This is a genomic window from Streptomyces sp. NPDC055078 (assembly GCF_053607985.1).
In genome coordinates, this window is the sequence record NZ_JBSGUP010000385.1 from 4,611 (window position 1) to 7,839 (window position 3,229).

The window sequence follows — 3,229 nt, forward strand, 5'->3', positions numbered from 1 at the left end:
GCCCGGGCACCGCGTATGTGCTGGGCTCCGCGCCCTACACGGCCCCCGCGCCGCGGCCCCGGGGTCCGGACCTGGTGGCGTGGACGGACCGGATCGACACGCTTGTCGACCCCGGGCCACCGCCCGGCCTGGTCCTGACGATCAAGCAGCCGCCGGCGAACAGCCCCGAGGACACCGAACTGCTGTGGGCGGTGCTGCGGATCAGGACCGCCTCGCCCGGTGGGGAGCCCCGGCTCGTCGACGCCGCCGAGTGCCTGCCCGGACACGGCGCCGACCCGGTCCGGCTGGAACGGGTCCGCCGGTCACTGCGTGCCGCCGCCCGGCTCTGGCCGCCGCTGCGGCGCCTGCTGGAACAGGACCCCCCGTCGCGGTTCACCCTGCGGGCCGCCGAAGCCGCGCTCCTGCTCGGCGACATGGGCCAGGACCTGGCCCGGGCCGGCATCGAGATCACCTGGCCCCAGCAGTGGGCCCGCGCGCTGGGCGTACGTACCCTGATCGGCACCCGATCGGCCCCGGGCCCCACCGAGCGCGCCTTCGGCCTGGACAACGTGCTGGACTTCCGCTGGCAGTTGACCGTGGACGGGGACGGCCTGACGGACGCCGAGATGGACGCCCTCGCCACCGCCGGCCGATCCCTGGTCCAGCTGCGCGACCGCTGGCTGCTGGTCACCGCCGCGACCGCCCGCCGCGCGGCGGACCGCGACCTCGGCACGCTCCCCGCGGCCGAGGCGCTGACCGCCGCCCTGACCGGCAGCGTCACCGTCGACGGCGACCTGGTGGCCTGCGAGCCGACCGACGCGCTGGCCGACCTGGTGGAGTTCCTGCGCGTCGGCTCCCACCAGCCCGTCGCCACACCCGCCGCGCTGCGGGCGACGCTGCGCGACTACCAGCGGCGGGGGCTGGCATGGCTGGCCAACACCACCCGGCTGGGCTTCGGCGCCTGCCTGGCGGACGACATGGGCACCGGCAAGAGCATCACCGCCGTCGCGCTGCATCTGCACCGCCGCGAGCAGGCCGAACGCGCCGCGCCGACGCTGGTCGTCTGCCCGGCCTCCCTGCTCGCCACCTGGGAACGCGAGATCGCCCGCTTCGCCCCGGCCACCCCCACCCGCCGCTATCACGGTGAAGGCCGCAGCCTCGACGGCCTGGCCGCCGACGCGATCGTGATCACCTCCTACGGCACCCTGCGACGCGACGCGGACGTCCTGGCCGCGCGGCCGTACGACCTGGTCATCGCCGACGAGGCCCAGCAGGCCAAGAACCACCGCTCGCAGACCGCGCGCCAGTTGCGCCGCCTGACCGCCAGGGCCCGGGTCGCCCTGACCGGTACCCCCGTCGAGAACAGCCTCATGGATGCCTGGTCGGTCCTGGACTGGACGAACCCCGGTCTGTTCGGCACCCACCGCACCTTCCACGACCGCTTCGCGCGCCCCATCGAACAGGACCCCTCGGGGGACGACTCCCGCCGCCTGGCCCGGGTGCTCAGCCCCTTCATGCTCAGGCGCCGCAAGAGCGACCCGCATATCCTCAAGGAACTCCCCGCGAAGGTCACCACCCGCCGGTACGCGGCCCTCACCCGCGAGCAGGTCGCCCTCTACGAGGCCGTCGCACGCGACACCATGGCGCGGATCAGCAGCGCCGAGCCCGGCGAGCGCCGCGCGCTGGTGCTCACCCTGCTCACCCGGCTGCGCCAGATCTGCAACACCCCGGCCCACTACCTGGGCGAGACGGCGGACCCGCACGACTACGATCCGGCCGCCCAGCGGCGGCGCTCGGGAAAGCTCGCCGCCGTCGACGAACTCCTCGCCCAGATCACCGCCCAGGGCGAGTCGGCCCTGGTGTTCACCAACTACGCGGCGATGGGCCGGCTGCTCGTGACCCACCTTCGCGCCCAGGGCGTCGAGCCACTGTTCCTCCATGGCCAGGTCCCGCCGGGCCAGGCACGACAGGACCTCGTCGACGCCTTCCAGGCACGCCGCAACCCGGTCATGATTCTCACGGTGAAGGCGGGCGGCACCGGCCTGACCCTGACCAAAGCCGGCCACGTCATCATGTTCGACCGGCCCTGGAACCCCGCCGTGGAGACCCAGGCCATCGACCGAGCGCACCGCATCGGCCAGACCCGCACCCTGGAAGTCCATCTGCTCCAGACGGAGTTGACGATCGAGGACCGCATCGACGCCCTCCTGGAGCGCAAGCGGGCCCTGGCCGACGCCGTCCTGCACAGCGGCGAGACCGCGCTCGCCGATCTGTCGGAGGCCGAACTCGCCGAACTCATCGCCCTGGGAGCACACTAGTGTCCGACGCCACCGCCTCACCCTGGGTGCCGGCCTGGGAGGCGGCCCACAAGCAGGCCACCGGCAGCCCAACCACCCTCGCCCAGGGCCACGACATCCACCTCGCCGGAGGCGTGCCCGCCCGCCTGGAGTTCCGGCCCGGACAGATCAGCGGCGTCGTCACCCCTCCGTACGGCGAACCCGCCCGCGCCACGATCCGCGTCGCCCCGCTCAGCGGGGAGGAGCAGCGAGCACTCGCCGCGGTCCTGACCGACAGCAGCCACCGGGACGCGCTCCGGCAAGGCCGGCTCCCCGCCGCGCTCGCCGATCCGGCCAGGACCGCCGATGTCCCCATCGCCCCCGGCGCCGCCCACCTGGCCTTCGCCTGCGCATGCGGGCAGGCGCCGTGCCGGCACACCGCCGCTCTCGGCCACGCCGTCGCCCGGCACGTGCATGCTCGCCCCGCCCTGCTGATGACCCTGCGCGGCCTCCACCGCTGGGACCTGACCGGCCTCCCCCACCAGGGCCCGGCCGACCTCCCCCACCAGAGCCCGACCGGCTCGCTCCACCAGAGCCCGACCGGCTCGCGCCAGGCGCCGGACCCCGCTGCGGCAGCGCCCGGGAAGCACCGCGGTCCCCGCACGCCCGGGCGCCCGGCAGGGCCGTATGTCGGGGCCCACCATGCCTACCAGCAGTGGGCGGGCGGCACCCCGACCGTTCCCGGCCGCGAAGCGGGCGACGGCGGCGGCCGGCCCACGGTCACCTTCGCGGGACTGGAACTGCCCGAGCCACCGGCGCCCGCACCCTCCCTGAAGGTGCTGCGCCACCTCGCGGCCGAAGCCGCCCGCCAGTCCCGGCAACTGCTCACCGAGGGCACCGTGCTGGAGACGGACCCGGTCGCCGACGCGGTACGCCTGGCCGCTTCCCTGCCGGCCGGCGAACGGCCCGAGGAC

At 75.0% G+C, this 3,229-nt stretch carries 2 protein-coding genes; both read left to right on the plus strand.

Translation table 11 applies throughout. From position 1 onward, the window contains the following. A partial coding sequence (locus ACWF94_RS26830; RefSeq protein ID WP_453493633.1) for a DEAD/DEAH box helicase occupies nt 1–2,297 on the plus strand: 2,297 nt, incomplete at its 5' end. Beyond that, nucleotides 2,297–3,229, plus strand: a 933-nt coding sequence (locus ACWF94_RS26835; RefSeq protein WP_453493636.1) for a hypothetical protein, incomplete at its 3' end; no start/stop codon positions are given. The genes ACWF94_RS26830 and ACWF94_RS26835, both read left to right, overlap by 1 nt.